Annotated in this window: 17 protein-coding genes; 3 read left to right on the top strand and 14 right to left on the bottom strand. The window is 37.7% G+C overall.

Annotated features, from left to right (window positions below):
- Nucleotides 1–71: 71 nt before the first annotated feature.
- Nucleotides 72–569 (top strand): hypothetical protein, encoded by a 498-nt coding sequence (locus tag ACFOSX_RS02395; protein ID WP_386096647.1) that lies wholly within the window; start codon nucleotides 72–74, stop codon nucleotides 567–569.
- A 51-nt stretch (nucleotides 570–620) separates the two neighbouring features.
- Here the strand turns inward: ACFOSX_RS02395 and ACFOSX_RS02390 are convergent, their stop codons facing one another.
- Nucleotides 621–1,310 carry a hypothetical protein gene (locus tag ACFOSX_RS02390; RefSeq protein WP_386096645.1) on the bottom strand — a complete coding sequence of 230 codons (690 nt, stop codon included), beginning with the start codon at nucleotides 1,308–1,310 and terminating at the stop codon, nucleotides 621–623.
- 68 nt (nucleotides 1,311–1,378) lie between these two features.
- Nucleotides 1,379–2,188, bottom strand: a complete 810-nt coding sequence (locus ACFOSX_RS02385) for an NAD(P)H-binding protein (RefSeq protein ID WP_386096643.1) — start codon at nucleotides 2,186–2,188, stop codon at nucleotides 1,379–1,381.
- 105 nt (nucleotides 2,189–2,293) lie between these two features.
- Between ACFOSX_RS02385 and ACFOSX_RS02380 the strand changes: the two genes are divergently transcribed.
- Nucleotides 2,294–2,791 carry a CBS domain-containing protein gene (locus tag ACFOSX_RS02380; protein ID WP_386096641.1) on the top strand — a complete coding sequence of 166 codons (498 nt, stop codon included), beginning with the start codon at nucleotides 2,294–2,296 and terminating at the stop codon, nucleotides 2,789–2,791.
- Here the strand turns inward: ACFOSX_RS02380 and ACFOSX_RS02375 are convergent.
- From ACFOSX_RS02375 to ACFOSX_RS02345, 7 genes are all read right to left on the bottom strand, one after another.
- Complete coding sequence (locus ACFOSX_RS02375; protein ID WP_386096639.1) at nucleotides 2,788–3,138, bottom strand: hypothetical protein; 351 nt, start codon at nucleotides 3,136–3,138, stop codon at nucleotides 2,788–2,790. The two genes, ACFOSX_RS02380 and ACFOSX_RS02375, sit on opposite strands and share 4 nt — an antisense overlap.
- Nucleotides 3,119–3,658 carry a GNAT family N-acetyltransferase gene (locus ACFOSX_RS02370; protein ID WP_386096637.1) on the bottom strand — a complete coding sequence of 180 codons (540 nt, stop codon included), beginning with the start codon at nucleotides 3,656–3,658 and terminating at the stop codon, nucleotides 3,119–3,121. Before ACFOSX_RS02370 ends, ACFOSX_RS02375 begins: the two co-directional genes overlap by 20 nt.
- Before the next feature lie 108 nt (nucleotides 3,659–3,766).
- Complete coding sequence (locus tag ACFOSX_RS02365) at nucleotides 3,767–4,744, bottom strand: PliI family lysozyme inhibitor of I-type lysozyme (protein ID WP_386096635.1); 978 nt, start codon at nucleotides 4,742–4,744, stop codon at nucleotides 3,767–3,769.
- 151 nt (nucleotides 4,745–4,895) lie between these two features.
- On the bottom strand, nucleotides 4,896–5,279 hold the full coding sequence (locus ACFOSX_RS02360; protein WP_386096633.1) for a hypothetical protein: 384 nt from the start codon (nucleotides 5,277–5,279) through the stop codon (nucleotides 4,896–4,898).
- Between the two features lie 11 nt (nucleotides 5,280–5,290).
- Nucleotides 5,291–6,181, bottom strand: a complete 891-nt coding sequence (locus ACFOSX_RS02355) for a M28 family metallopeptidase (RefSeq protein ID WP_386096631.1) — start codon at nucleotides 6,179–6,181, stop codon at nucleotides 5,291–5,293.
- Nucleotides 6,182–6,312: 131 nt separating this feature from the next.
- Nucleotides 6,313–6,999 (bottom strand): DUF4253 domain-containing protein, encoded by a 687-nt coding sequence (locus ACFOSX_RS02350; protein WP_386096629.1) that lies wholly within the window; start codon nucleotides 6,997–6,999, stop codon nucleotides 6,313–6,315.
- A gap of 48 nt (nucleotides 7,000–7,047) precedes the next feature.
- Complete coding sequence (locus tag ACFOSX_RS02345; RefSeq protein WP_386096627.1) at nucleotides 7,048–7,569, bottom strand: hypothetical protein; 522 nt, start codon at nucleotides 7,567–7,569, stop codon at nucleotides 7,048–7,050.
- 289 nt (nucleotides 7,570–7,858) lie between these two features.
- Here ACFOSX_RS02345 and ACFOSX_RS02340 point away from each other — a divergent pair, with 289 nt between their 5' ends.
- Complete coding sequence (locus ACFOSX_RS02340; protein WP_386096625.1) at nucleotides 7,859–8,191, top strand: single-stranded DNA-binding protein; 333 nt, start codon at nucleotides 7,859–7,861, stop codon at nucleotides 8,189–8,191.
- A 91-nt stretch (nucleotides 8,192–8,282) separates the two neighbouring features.
- Here ACFOSX_RS02340 and ACFOSX_RS02335 read toward each other — a convergent pair whose 3' ends face one another.
- The 5 genes from ACFOSX_RS02335 to metG all read right to left on the bottom strand — a co-directional run bounded on the left by ACFOSX_RS02335 (nucleotide 8,283) and on the right by metG (nucleotide 13,194).
- On the bottom strand, nucleotides 8,283–9,101 hold the full coding sequence (locus ACFOSX_RS02335; RefSeq protein WP_386096623.1) for a T9SS type A sorting domain-containing protein: 819 nt from the start codon (nucleotides 9,099–9,101) through the stop codon (nucleotides 8,283–8,285).
- Nucleotides 9,102–9,143: 42 nt separating this feature from the next.
- Nucleotides 9,144–9,566: a hypothetical protein gene (locus ACFOSX_RS02330; RefSeq protein WP_386096621.1), complete on the bottom strand. Its 423-nt coding sequence runs from the start codon at nucleotides 9,564–9,566 to the stop codon at nucleotides 9,144–9,146.
- A 284-nt stretch (nucleotides 9,567–9,850) separates the two neighbouring features.
- A complete protein-coding gene (locus ACFOSX_RS02325) occupies nucleotides 9,851–10,555 on the bottom strand; it encodes an OmpA family protein (protein ID WP_386096620.1) in 705 nt (234 codons plus the stop codon).
- 2 nt (nucleotides 10,556–10,557) lie between these two features.
- Nucleotides 10,558–11,028, bottom strand: a complete 471-nt coding sequence (locus tag ACFOSX_RS02320; RefSeq protein WP_386096618.1) for a lipocalin family protein — start codon at nucleotides 11,026–11,028, stop codon at nucleotides 10,558–10,560.
- Nucleotides 11,029–11,133: 105 nt separating this feature from the next.
- The gene (metG, locus tag ACFOSX_RS02315; RefSeq protein WP_386096616.1) at nucleotides 11,134–13,194 is read right to left on the bottom strand and encodes a methionine--tRNA ligase; all 2,061 of its coding nucleotides are present in this window, start codon (nucleotides 13,192–13,194) and stop codon (nucleotides 11,134–11,136) included.
- Nucleotides 13,195–13,256 lie beyond the last annotated feature (62 nt).

Below are 13,256 nucleotides of genomic sequence, written 5' to 3'. Positions count from 1 at the left end.
CGTGGGACTTTCGTTATATTTACAGCGCAAATTTTTAAGTAGCAATGGTTATATATCGAAGTTTAGTTGTCATGTGTTTTGTATTGTTTTTACAATGCGAAACAAAACAATCCCAGTCTGAAGATGCCTCTGCAACTACAGAAAAGCAGAGCACTACTTTAACGGCAAAAGCAATTAATGACTTTAGATACAACGAATATATTCTAAGTAAAGACACCGAAGAAACTGTGTCTAATTGGGATGAATTTTTAGAATTGTCTAAGCATATTGAATTTTTAAAAACGGCTGATGTGACTTTTTTTACTCAGGATTTGGTAACGCTTCAAACGTTTTTAAACAATATGAAAACCAATATCCCAGACAACATAAATACCAAGCCCGTCAATGCACGTCTCTTGGTTTTGGAAACGCGAATTCTAAAACTGCATAACGATTTAACCTTGGATAACATCGCAGTTGCAGAACAGGTGAATAGTATTCAGGAGTTATTGGTGGCGTCATCCAATCTTAACTTTGTTATAAATAAAAAGCTGGAGTTGGAGGATTATGATATTGGGCGACCGGAATGAAAAAAGCCCGATAATTGAATGTCGAGACTTTATTTCGGTTTTTTATAAGGCTTAATTCTTCGCTACTTTCTTAGCTTCTAAAGCTTCACGGGAAATTCTTGCCATGTTAAAGTTAGGGTCAATGGCTAATGCATCGTTCATAAACTTTAAAGCAGTATCTAAGTTTGCCGTTTCGTTTTCCTTAAACAGAGCCAAACCTTTTAAATATAAAAGGGCCGCTTTTAATGAGGTTTGGTAAGGTTGCTGACGCTCGTAAAACGCGCGTTTCATATCGTCTTTAACGTTGGCCAAACCATATTCAATCTTGGCTTTGGCACCGGCTGTATTGTCGGTAAGAATCATTAAATCAGCAATTTCGTAAGCCAATGCTGGATTTGGACTTCTTTGGTATAAGACTTCATATTGCTCCAAAGCTAACTTTGGTTGGTTAAGGTTTTTTAAGGCCAATGCCTTTACCTCAACATTGATATCCGAGTCAGTAGCATTCTTCTCAACACCAATAGTGTTAAGCGCTTGCATGTAACGGCCTTCAGTTAAATATAGGTAAGCTAATGTATCTCTTCTGGTCTGTAAAGGCTCCAAAACATCGAGATGGGTCATGGCATTAATGACGCCTTGCACATCGCCTTGGGCTTTCATTTGTTTGTAATACGCTTCAAAATGCGCTTTTAAATCTGTGTTGCCCTGTGCAAAAGATAAGCTTACAAATAGCACCATTAGGGCGGTAGTCAACGTTTTCATTCATCAAAAATTTAGTGGTCGCTAAACTAAAAAAAAATCTGGGTTTAGTTCTTAAATCCGTATTAAATCTACAAACTGTGTTTTAGTCTATAGGTAAGATGGTCAAGGCTTTGGCCACTGTCTATAATTTTTCCTTTTGAAGGTGTGTCTAAATCGAAATTTGGCGCTTCCAAACCGTGTGTTTTTGCGTAGTTGCTATAATAGTCTTTTTTGCTGGGATGTTGTGGCATAGCGAGGTTGATGGTTTGTCCCCAATGTTTTTCATCAAGTAATTCTGAAATAACCCCGATAACATCATCCCTATGAATAAGATTTATTGGAGACTCTGGGTCTGAAATTTCACTTTTACCTGCCAGAATCTTCCCTGGATGACGGTCTGCTCCGATTAATCCTGAAGGTCTGATGATAGTCGTAATAAAGTTTGAATTTTCTTTAAGGTTTTTTTCAATCTGAATAAGCTGTCGACCAGAATTATCATTTGAATTCGGGAGACTTTCTTCTGTAATTACTCGAAAGGATTCATCGTTTTGAAACACCGATGTTGAGCTACAATAGATAACATGCGCTACATTTGAAGCATTTATCCGTTTCACCAATTGGTCGATTTCGGCCACATGGTCTTTATTAGGATTACCGCGCAGTCCGGGCGGGATGTTGATGATGACCTGCGTAGCATTAATTAATAATCTGTCCGTGTCACCTTCAAGCGTGGTTTCACTTAACAGAAGTACTGTAGCATCGATGCCTTCGCTTTTGAGTTGTTTGGCTTTCTCGGCACTTCGGGTACTTCCTGCGACAGCGAAACCCAAAGACAATAAATGATGGGCCAAGGGACGTCCCAACCAACCGCAACCGATGATGGCTATGTTCTGTTTCAATGCTTTGTGATTTGAATGCCAAAAGTACGATAAGCTGGTTTGAAATTTCATTTGCTTAAGGAGCTAATTTTCAGTAACTTTAAGATTCACTAAAATTTCTGGGTTATGGGCATTAAAAGTTTTCAGGGCGCGCGAAAGCAATCGGCGCAGGCGTCACAAGCGGTTTCATCGTTAAGAGTTCGGGACTATATGTCCACTAATTTGGTCACTTTTCGGCCCGACCAATCGGTACAGGAAGTTGTGGAAGGCATTATTAAAAACAAGATTTCTGGTGGACCAGTTGTCAACGAACGTAATGAGTTGGTTGGGATTATTTCTGAAGGGGATTGCCTTAAGCAATTGAGTGAAAGTCGGTATTACAACATGCCATTGGAGCATGATAATGTGGAAAAACGTATGGTGCGCGATGTGGAAACCATTGATGGCGATATGAATGTTTTTGATGCGGCAAACAAATTTTTAACCTCTAAACGACGACGTTTTCCGATTGTTGAAAATGGTAAGCTTATTGGGCAAATCAGCCAAAAGGATATTCTTAAAGCAGCCTTGCAACTGAAGGGTGAAAATTGGAACAGTACTACAAAATCTGGCGCTGACCGCTAATCGTCTCGTTTTACCAATGCGTAGTAATCCCCTTCTAACGGGAGATAGCCTTGGTCATATACAAAATAATAAACTGTGCCCGACTTGGTGGTGTATATACTCGTGAAATAATTAAAATCGAATCCTTTTTCTATCAGCTTTGCCCGTGAAGACCTGGTTTTTTTGTTGGGATTGAGCGTTTCTAAAATCCTATAGTTTTTCCGTAGACGGTTGTTGGTGTTTCTTATGAGATTCTTGGAATCTTTATTGATGCGGTTGTTATGTGCATTACGACAGCCGTCACTACAGAACTTTTTATCGATACGCCCCAGGATTTTGGTGCCACACTCAGGACATTTTCTTTCCATAATCTTCTCGTTTTAATTCGTACCATTTAGCAGGGATGTCGTCTATGGTAAAATCTTCTATAAAGTGCAGACCGACTTTCTGCAACACGCGGTTAGACGCTATATTCTCCGTTTCTGCTATACCACAAAGTAACTCTTTTTTCATGACATTGAAGAAATAGTCTAACGCCACAATGGAAGATTCCGTGGCGTAACCCTTGCCCCAATACCGTGGTATAAAACGGTAACCTACATCATAGAAATTGGTGTGGTTGTTATAGGTTAAATCGTTGTTGAGGCGCAAGCCCGACCAACCGATAAAATCACCAGAGGACTTTTCTATGGACGTCCAACGGGCAACACCGCGCTCGTCCCATTGGCGCATGTTATCTTCAAGGTCTTTTTGGGATTCTTCAATATGAGTCCGAGGCTGATTCCCCAAGTATTTATGGACGATGGGATCGGAGTCTAGCTCAAACAAACCTTCAAGGTCGCTGGGTTGCATTCGGCGGAGGATGAGGTCTTTGGTTTCTAGGTGCATTGGTGATTGTGTAATGGATTTTTTAAGACGTGCTACTGAGATTAGTTCTACAATTTTTAGAAATAGGCAGAATTAGCATTTGCTTATAGCCATGTTTGAAGTTGTTTTTTAGTATTCAGTGATTTTATCAACTTCAAGTTTTCTCATGGCTTCTCCTTCAACTAGTTTATAAGAAACTTGTCTTGTTCCTCCCGTTGGTTTAGAGTTTTTATCACCTTCTTTATAGATTGGAAAAAGTTGACCTAAAGTATTTTCAACCAGAGAAAATTCATCGTGGCCCATGTATCCTTCATTTATCTTGCCGTTTTCGGCTGTTGGTTGAAAATAGACCTCACTCATCGATTTTTTATTGTTAACGGAAGATGCGTATACATATCCGTAACTTCCACTTCCAACTGACTGGGTAAAAACGAAAAGTTCAGGTGAGCCATCAGAATTAAGGTCTTCCACTTCGGCGTTAATGACCTCTTCACCGTCAATATTGAACGTTTCGTTGTATTCTTGCTCTTCTAAGCCAAAAGTGGAAACGTTTAGGGTGTTTTTGCCTTCATTTTCTATTGAAGAAACGTTAAATCCAACGTCTTGTAAATTCAGTACTCTATTGAATTTTGTTTTGTCAATTTGAATTTGGTCAATTGCTTCATTTATTTTTAAGTATGTTCCGGCGATACTTGCACCACCAGAGCAATAAAAATAGAGTAAGCCTTCATCTTCTTCTTTTTCTGTAGCTATACTGATTTGTGCATTAGTAAATTCAAACAGAATGGATTTGCCATTAATTTGAGTCTGGTAAACGTTGTCATCTACTTTTTTAGCAACTGCATCAAATGTACAGGTAGGTTTTTTCTTGTCTGCACGTGAGCGGACCGAAACATTCAAATGATTACTCTCTCCTTCCGTCACCGATATGGCGACCCAATCATAGCCTTGATTTCTCTTTGAATAATCTTCAGAAACGTAGTTGCCAAATACATTTGACTCTTCAATTAATTCTGTTTTTGAAACTTCTTCAACCTTTTGTGTTTCGTTTTTACAGCTTATAGTGAAAAAAAGAATCATCACGATTACATAAAAATTACTATTCATATTTTCTATTATTAGTTGTTATAATAATTACTGCCAACGTCTCGGGTATGACTAGTTGCGTAGGTTAACAATTAGCTTTGCAAGTACATACCAAACTGAAAATCCGCGAGTCCCGATGCTTCGGGATCCAGAAATAGGCTAGAACAAGCAATTACTTATTGCCATTGTTACCTGCCGGCTTCTCTGTTTTGTTTTTAAATATCATAATGCCTATAATCAGTATAACTATTGAGATTATATGTTGAAATATACCAAATTGTTCTCTAATATGTGTTTCAGATAGGTTTTGGTCAACTTCAAACATCATCCACACAATAAATCTTGCGATAGCCCATATAATTATTAATACAGCCCATATTCTCAAGATTGCTCGATGTGCTTTTTTACTCTTTAAAAAACTCAAATACAGACTACCTAAAACAATTAAAACTATCAGTAGCGGAACATAACTACCAATTATGGCATATTGAATTCCTTTTACTAAAAAGAATATGATTGAAATTCCTGTTAAAATAGATAGCTTAGAAAATTTCACCCTTTTAGATTTTACTCGATTTCAGTTTTAATGACTTCATACAAAAGTTGTGTTGAAGAAGTTATGAAATCAAAGTTGACTGTTTGATAAGTGTCTTTTTCAGTGTCCTTAAATGGTGCAAAGTCGCCATTTACAAGTTCGTCCGTTAAACCGGTTGCATTAAATCCTAATTCTCTAAATGAATGATGGTCGGTAGAATTCACCTTTGTAGTATATATTGGTATGTCTAATTTTTTTCCAGCCTCAACATATATACTTTTTAGATATTCAGTTGGCAATTCGAGTTCAATCGCATTATCTCCATCGCTATCCCAACCCATAGTATCAATGGTATGAACAGATAGTATATTTAACTTTTCTTTTTTGAGTTTTTTGGCAAATGCCTGACTGCCAACCAACTCTTCTTCCTCTTGGTCAAAATAAACAAGAATAATATTGACTCTTCGACTTTGTAAATCGGCCAATCTTGAAACAGCACCAAAGGTAATTGCTATTCCAGAACCATTGTCGATTGCGCCTGGGCAATTTCGTTTTGAGTCAAAATGTGCGCCGATTACTATATATTCATCACTTTCTGTAGTAGCTGGAAGAATGGTATATATATTGGCACCTTTGAATGGATTGAAAAGTAAGTCTACCAATGGGTTAATATTGGGCATTTTATATGAGTGATATTCAGGTTTAAGTCCTATAGATATTATTATTTCTGATAAGTATTCTCTTGAAAGTTTTCTTTCTTCTTTTGTACTTCTAGCTTTTAGGGTTTTTCCATTTGCCAATTCAATGTCTCCACTTAAGTTTTTTATGATAAGCTTTTGCTGTTCTAACAATGTCATATTTTCCTGAGATTGTAGACTCAATGAAAAATGTAGAATAAAAATTATGATTAGTGATTTCAGCATTTTCGGTTTTTTAGCTTGCTTAACGTGTTTGTGTATCATTCCGCCGTATCCATAAATTTAGCAAAAAGGCTTGAAATTCTGATTAGGAATTTCAGCCGTAATGAATTATAGCCGTTGTTGTGTGGCGTAATTTAATCCCACCACATCCAAAAATATTTATTCGTTTTATAGTCATTAATCATTTCGTCCATATCGCTATAACCTTGCTCTATAACATCTGGACACAATTCATAAATTTCTTGAGTAAAGTTCAACAAGTCGTCGGGTAGTTTTGAAATAAGGGCTTCAACTCTTGCTTCATCAGCAACAATTATTTTAAGCCCTACTTTTTCGTCCCATTTTTTAATCTTTTTAATTACTTGTTCGTTTGTCACATCATAGTTAGGTCCTTGCGTATTCATAATCTTCAAAATATCATACTGATTTTCAGCTTTTACAATTGTCACGTCATACAAGCTATTCCAACTATCGTCAAAGTCAAGATTTTTTAGGAATATATAGTGTCCTGATTCCGTGAGTTGTTCTGAATAATCTTGAATTATTCTTTTAGCATTAGATTCACTTATTTGCTTAAAATAGAACCCATTCCTTATTGTATCAGTTTCTTCGTTCCAAGTTGAATCTACATTTTCGTAATAATAATTTACTTTCTCAAATTCTTTTGGTTCTTGTTTTAGTTTTTTCTTAAGTTCATTTAAGATTTTTTGATTAATGGTGACTCCATTTATTGTAACAATATCATTTTGTTCTTGAGTTTGCCCCTTACATCCTTGAAGGGTTAACAGCAATATTATTAGAAAGATTAAATTTTTGTTCATTATGTTTTTTTATGCCATACGGTTATACATTGTTGGCAGTAGTTATTATTATCTTTTATATTTTTTACCATTAATGAAAATGTTACCACCAAGCTCTTCAATATCATAACCAATCCACCCGAGTTTTCCTTTTTTCCATAGTTCTTTATGCTTTTGAGTGGTTAATACTGTATCAGTCGTTATTCCATCTCGTTGGAACATTAACCTTTCCCATCTCTGGGAAGTATAAACATAAAGACTATCTCTTGAAGTATAGTCTATGCTGTCAATATTCATTTGGTTATTTAAAGTTTTTTTAATAATGGACCAATCTCTCAAAGCACGTTCTCTTTGCTTTTCGCGAGTAATTATTTCTCCATTTTCATCATAGATAATAAAGTCCAATGGCATTTTCTCCATATAAGTTTTGATATCTTTTTTGTTTACAGCTTCAATCATAGTATTAATCTCATTTTGAATCAAATTTTCAATAGATTGTTTTTCATCTAATGTTAATTCAGAATCTCCAACAGATTTACATTGTGTGCATACAATAGAAATAAATATTAAAGCGAGAAATATTTTTTTCATTGATATTGTTTTTTATTCAGGCAAATTACTGCCAATTCATAAATATACGCAATACCCCAAATATCGTTAAAAAACTTTAATCTCTTTAATTACAGGTATTTACACGTTTTCAAACGACTACAAACATTTGCAAACGATAGTAAGTGCGTAATCACCGATTTACATTTGCAGGCTGTTTCATATTTGCAGTGTTGAATCTGTGCTGAAAGAGTTTTAGTATCACAAAGGTTCAATAGTATTAACTGTTTAACGCGCTTGCTAAATATGCAGGCATTAAAGAATTTAAATTATGACAACGCTAAGAAACAAAGTACAGTTGATTGGAAACTTGGGACAAGACCCAGAAATTGTAAACCTAGACTCGGGAAAGCGACTCGCTAAATTTTCGCTGGCGACCAACGAGAGTTACAAAAACGCCAAGGGCGAAAAAGTAACGGACACGCAGTGGCACAATATTGTGGCCTGGGGCAAGACCGCAGAGATTGTAGAAAAGTATGTAGGGAAAGGCAAAGAAGTAGCCGTTACCGGTAAACTGACCAATCGCAAATGGGAAGACAAGGACGGTACAAAACGTTATATTACAGAGATTGTGTGTAGCGAGCTGTTGATGCTCGGAAAATAAACCTTTAAAAGGTTAGCCAAAAAAAAGGGGAGCGCCAATGGCGCTCCCCTTTTTAATATCTAATCGTTTAATAATATTGTGCCGATGGCTTTTAACGCTTAATTATCTTTTTAACTAATGTTTGTCCTGTGGTATTGCTTGTTAAGCTTAAAAAGTATAGCGAGCTTTTTAACATACTTAATTGCTCGATGCTTAACTGGCCATTTTCGTTCTGAAGGGTCTCTTTAAAAATAACCTTACCATTAATGTCCGTTATAGTGGCATCAAAACTGTCATTTCTTAAGTTTGAACTTAATTGAATGTCTAGTCTATCTACAAATGGATTGGGACTAATGTAAAAATCAGAAATGACAACCTGCTCCGTATTGAGTCTGTTGTCACAGATTATCCAACCCATATCTTGCATAAACCCAAGCATGGCATTACCTGGGTCGTGTATGGCCTCACCATTAGCGACAAAAGGTGTCATTAGTGCCTGAGTTGACCCCGTAGGAAATGTAGATTCATCCCAATGGCTGTAGCTAGAACCAGCTTCCCAACTGCCCGGCGCATAAATTGCTGGTTTTACATTACCATTGTAAAAGGTTGCTGCTTCAGAATTACAGAATAAATCATTGCTCTGAAATTCAGCTAGCAAAGCTGCTGATGGGTCTGCAAAATCTAGAATTGAAACCTCTGAGCCATTTTCTATAAATCTATCCCAAATACTTGGGAAACCGCTGGCTCTAATTTCTCCTTGCGTAGGTGCATCATCATTGTCTACTTCGCCAAAGCCTAATATGCCTAAGCCGTGTCCAAGTTCATGTAGTACAACGGTAACAAAATCAATTTGTCCAATAGGAGTGTTTCCGTCCGTCCCAAAGTAAAAATTGGCTGTACTGCTGAATGTAGCATTTATGTCATTTGTCACAGTGCCGTTACCGCTACTTTCTTCACCTAAAAGTGACTCTGCTTAAGCACGTGCGTAGAATTCGGTATTATCTGGGGTGACGTTCATAGGGTCGCTTGTTAAGCCTACAAATCCTGCAGGTCCGGCACCACCCAAGACACCAGGGTCTAGTGGACCAAAATCAGCATTTACTGTAATAGGGACAGATGATGTTAACAAGTCTTCCCAGATATCTACTGCAAACTGAAATGCTGTTTGAGCTTGAGTTGTAAAGCCATTGTAGGTGACATTTATTGTTGAGCAATTTGGTAAGTTTTGGGCCCTTTTTTGCAAAATAGATTCTCTTACTTTTACATAAGATTTCATGGGAACTTCTGCCGGATAATAGGTGCAGACGTCCCAGTCTACAGGGATATCCTCAACGATTGTGAGTCCGCTGTTTTGCGCATTAAGTTGGCTTGTAAAAACAATGACCAATAAAAGCAATAATAAGGGATTGTAATTTTTTTTTCATAATAGGCTTGTAAAATTGAGTCTTGTAAAGATAAGAATCCTAGTTGAAATAATATTATCATTATAAGAGTAGGAGACAGAAAAGGCTTTACTTAAAAACAGAAAATTACTTAAATCGTAGATTTATGTTTTTTAAATTTCATTAAGTCGTTTTGATTTTTGAAAATCATATTAATCCATCTTTTTTAAATACCTAAGTCGAATAAAAAATCCCATCCGAAAAATCAGATGGGATTTTGTCTAAAGGCCTTCAAGATTTAGTTGCCTGCCTCTTGTTTTGCATCTTCAATCATATCTTCATTTGGCAAAATGGCAATATTAACACGTCTATTCTTTGAACGACCTTCAGTTGTACTGTTATCGTGCATTGGTTGTGTTTCTCCAAACCAGTTGGTGGTAAAACGTCCTGGGGATAAGCCAGCGCCAGTTAAATAATTGGTTACTGCGTAGGCTCTGTTTTTAGACAAGGTCATGTTGTAATCGGCATCACCGGTACTATCGGTATGGCCTACAACCAAAATATTTGTATCTGGGTATTCTTTAAATACACCCGCCAGTTTATTCAATGTCTCTTGTGACGCTGTATTAATGTTGTATTTGTTAGTTGCAAAGTATACACCACTTTGCTCATCAAAAGTGACAACGATACCATCGTCCACACGTTCTACAACAGCACCTGGAATCTCTTGTTCAATTTCCTTGGCCTGCTCGTCCATCTTCTTGCCTATCAATACACCTGCAGTACCACCTACAACACCACCAATTACGGCTCCGATTTCTCCATTACCGCCTTTACCCACGTTGTTTCCTATAATTGCTCCGATAACGGCACCACCTGCGGCACCAATCACAGCACCCTTTTGTTTGTTATTGGCATTGTCTACCGCTTTACAGTTGGTAAAAGCGAATAACACCAGCAATGCTAAACTTAATAGTCCTGATTTATATACTAGATTTTTCATAATTATTGTTTTTTAAATTTCATTGATATTGTGATGTTAGACCCATCCAAGTTTGCGTTTTGTGTCCATATCATATCTGTATCCGACAACGCAGTCAAATTCATTCTAAAGCCGACATTTGCTTCTGAACGTCCTCTTTTGTCGGTTGGTTTTAAAAGGAAATCGTACAAGCCAGTAGCTTCGTCAATTTCATCAATCACAAAGACAAAATTTCGTTCTTCGTCATTGCAACCCGTACCATTTAAAGTATAGGTTCCAGTATTGTTGTTGGGTACAAAACTCCAGTTACTGCCTTCAAAACAGTCTTTGGTGGAATCATTCAATAAGGTAATTTTTAAATCCCCGATGGCCGATGAACTTACTGAGCTAAGCATCCAGTCGCCTTTAATGACTTTTCGGGATTCGCGTACAGTTTTGGATGCACCGCAGGCTAAAAAGCAAACGGTGAGCAATCCTAATATTATTTTTTTCATAATTGTTCTACTTAGTTTATTTCAAAATTAAGTAGACGCCTAGGTTAGGCTTATTGCAAATGCTTTAAATGTTAGTGCGAATGGAAAATCCGAATCTATTTCTTTTTAACTAATCTTTAATCCGTTAGTCGCCTCAGCTTCATCTGGGTTGACAAACACCAATTTACCTTCAGCATTTTCGGTCATTAAAATCATGCCTTGACTCTCAACACCACGTAAGGCTCTTGGTGCCAAATTCACTAAAACCGTTACTTTTTTACCGACCACCTCTTCTGGGGTAAAAGATTCGGCAATACCCGATACAATCGTCCGAGTATCAATCCCTGTATCTACTTTTAGAACAAATAACTTCTTGGTTTTAGGCATTTTTTCGGCCTCGAGGATGGTGCCCACTCTTAAATCTAATTTGGTAAAATCATCAAAAGTAATTTCTTCTTTTTGAGGCTCTACTTCCGCATTGGTTTTTTCGTTTGCGGTTTTGCTGGCTTCCAACTTGTCTAATTGCACCTGGATGTCTGCATCTTCAATTTTTGAAAACAGCAATTCACCTTTTTCAACCTGATGACCTGCCGGAAGGAGAATATCTTTTTCTGTGATGTCATTCCAACTTAATTTTGAAGCACTTTCAATCTGATTCAAAACACCTTTCAATTTTGAAGCCGTGAATGGTAGAAACGGTTCACAAAGTACTGCTAATCCCGAAGCAATCTGCAAAGCCACATACATGATGGTTTTGGTACGTGCTTCATCAACTTTAACTTTCTTCCAAGGTTCCTCGTCGGCTAAATATTTGTTACCAAGTCTTGAAAGATTCATTAATTCTTGGCTTGCTTCCCTAAAACGGTAGCGCTCAATAGAACTTGCAATAACGGCGGGGTATGCCTTTAAAGCGGCCAAAGTCTCTTGGTCTACCAATTCTAAATTTGAAGGTTCTGGCACAATCCCATCATAATATTTGTTGGTCAACACCACAACACGATTGATGAAATTCCCGAAAATAGCCACCAATTCATTATTGTTTCTGGCTTGGAAATCTTTCCATGTAAAATCGTTGTCCTTGGTTTCAGGCGCATTGGCTGTTAAAGCATACCGCAAGACATCTTGTTGATTAGGAAAGTCTTTTAAGTAATCGGGTAACCAAACCGCCCAGTTTTTAGAGGTGGAGAGTTTCTGCCCTTCGAGATTTAGGAACTCGTTTGCTGGAACATTTTCAGGCAGAATGTAAGAGCCTTCAGCCTTTAACATCGCCGGGAAAATGATACAGTGAAAGACAATATTATCCTTCCCAATAAAATGAACTAGCGTTGTGTCTTCATTTTTCCAATAGTCTTCCCAGTTTTTTCCGTTGGTAGATGCCCATTCCTTGGTCGCGGAAATGTAACCGATTGGCGCATCAAACCAGACGTAAAGCACTTTACCTTCAGCGCCTTCGACAGGCACGGGAATTCCCCAGTCTAAATCGCGCGTTACAGCACGTGGTCGTAAGCCGTCGTCAATCCAAGATTTTACCTGTCCGTAGACGTTCGGTTTCCAATCTTTTTTATGGCCTTCAAGAATCCATTCTTTTAGAAAATCTTCGTGCTTGTCCAACGGTAAAAACCAGTGTTTGGTTTCTTTGAGGCTAGGAGTGTTTCCAGTTATGGCCGATTTCGGGTTGATTAAATCTGTAGCGTTATGGCTCGTTCCACAGCTTTCGCATTGGTCGCCATACGCTTCTTCAAAACCACATTTAGGACAAGTGCCAACGATAAAACGGTCGGCTAGAAATTGGTCCGCATCGGCATCGTAGAATTGCTGTGAGGTTTCTTCTATAAATTCACCTTTATCGTAAAGAGTTTTAAAGAATTCTGATGCAGTATCGTGATGAATTTTAGCTGATGTCCGTGAGTAATTATCAAACGAAATCCCAAAGTCTTCAAACGATTGTTTAATGATGGCATGGTATTTATCCACGATATCTTGAGGCGACACGCCTTCTTTTTTCGCCTTAATGGTAATGGGCACACCATGCTCGTCACTCCCACAAATAAAGGCGACGTCATTGCCCGTTAACCGTAAATAACGACTGTAAATATCGGCAGGCACATACACCCCAGCCAAGTGGCCAATATGAATAGGGCCGTTGGTGTAAGGTAAAGCGGCGGTGACGGTATATCTTTTGGACATGAATCTATAAATTTTGAAAGCCCCAAAATTACGACTTTAGATGCAGTCACAAAAAGAAAACC

Origin of the sequence: Winogradskyella maritima, from assembly GCF_042650215.1 — a bacterium.
Taxonomy (GTDB): Bacteria; Bacteroidota; Bacteroidia; order Flavobacteriales; family Flavobacteriaceae; genus Winogradskyella; species Winogradskyella maritima.
The sequence above is the reverse complement of the archived record's forward strand: the minus strand, read 5'-3'. Positions and strand labels throughout refer to the sequence as shown.

What these genes read in the sequence shown, in the direction of transcription:
- ACFOSX_RS02395 (WP_386096647.1), top strand. Translation starts at nt 72, where the DNA reads ATGTGTTTTGTATTGTTTTTACAATGCGAAACAAAACAATCCCAGTCT.
- ACFOSX_RS02390 (WP_386096645.1), bottom strand. Translation starts at nt 1,310, where the DNA reads ATGAAAACGTTGACTACCGCCCTAATGGTGCTATTTGTAAGCTTATCT.
- ACFOSX_RS02380 (WP_386096641.1), top strand. Translation starts at nt 2,294, where the DNA reads ATGGGCATTAAAAGTTTTCAGGGCGCGCGAAAGCAATCGGCGCAGGCG.
- ACFOSX_RS02375 (WP_386096639.1), bottom strand. Translation starts at nt 3,138, where the DNA reads ATGGAAAGAAAATGTCCTGAGTGTGGCACCAAAATCCTGGGGCGTATC.
- ACFOSX_RS02370 (WP_386096637.1), bottom strand. Translation starts at nt 3,658, where the DNA reads ATGCACCTAGAAACCAAAGACCTCATCCTCCGCCGAATGCAACCCAGC.
- ACFOSX_RS02365 (WP_386096635.1), bottom strand. Translation starts at nt 4,744, where the DNA reads ATGAATAGTAATTTTTATGTAATCGTGATGATTCTTTTTTTCACTATA.
- ACFOSX_RS02355 (WP_386096631.1), bottom strand. Translation starts at nt 6,181, where the DNA reads ATGCTGAAATCACTAATCATAATTTTTATTCTACATTTTTCATTGAGT.
- ACFOSX_RS02350 (WP_386096629.1), bottom strand. Translation starts at nt 6,999, where the DNA reads ATGAACAAAAATTTAATCTTTCTAATAATATTGCTGTTAACCCTTCAA.
- ACFOSX_RS02345 (WP_386096627.1), bottom strand. Translation starts at nt 7,569, where the DNA reads ATGAAAAAAATATTTCTCGCTTTAATATTTATTTCTATTGTATGCACA.
- ACFOSX_RS02340 (WP_386096625.1), top strand. Translation starts at nt 7,859, where the DNA reads ATGACAACGCTAAGAAACAAAGTACAGTTGATTGGAAACTTGGGACAA.
- ACFOSX_RS02325 (WP_386096620.1), bottom strand. Translation starts at nt 10,555, where the DNA reads ATGAAAAATCTAGTATATAAATCAGGACTATTAAGTTTAGCATTGCTG.
- ACFOSX_RS02320 (WP_386096618.1), bottom strand. Translation starts at nt 11,028, where the DNA reads ATGAAAAAAATAATATTAGGATTGCTCACCGTTTGCTTTTTAGCCTGC.
- metG (WP_386096616.1), bottom strand. Translation starts at nt 13,194, where the DNA reads ATGTCCAAAAGATATACCGTCACCGCCGCTTTACCTTACACCAACGGC.